Source organism: Belnapia mucosa (assembly GCF_016775475.1).
Taxonomy (GTDB): domain Bacteria; phylum Pseudomonadota; class Alphaproteobacteria; order Acetobacterales; family Acetobacteraceae; genus Belnapia; species Belnapia mucosa.
On sequence record NZ_JAEUXJ010000154.1, the window covers coordinates 1 to 233 of the forward strand.

Below are 233 nucleotides of genomic sequence, written 5' to 3' on the forward strand. Positions count from 1 at the left end.
TGCCGGCCTCGGAACTGTTGCGTCCAGGTTCAGTGCCGCAGGCGCGTACTGATGCCTCCGACGCTGTCGTTTCCAAGCTGTCAACGGTTTTCGACGAATTTGGTATCGATGCCCAGGTGACTGGCTATTCCCGTGGCCCGACGGTCACGCGATACGAGGTCGAGCTTGGTTCGGCCGTCAAGGTGGAGAAGGTCACCGCCTTGAGTAAGAATATCGCTTACGCTGTTGCTTCT

The 233-nt window shown here is 57.9% G+C and carries 1 protein-coding gene; it reads left to right on the forward strand.

Annotated elements, in window-relative coordinates; translation table 11 throughout:
• Nucleotides 1-233 (forward strand): DNA translocase FtsK (locus tag JMJ55_RS30740; protein WP_202829386.1); only part of this gene is annotated, 233 nt, incomplete at both ends.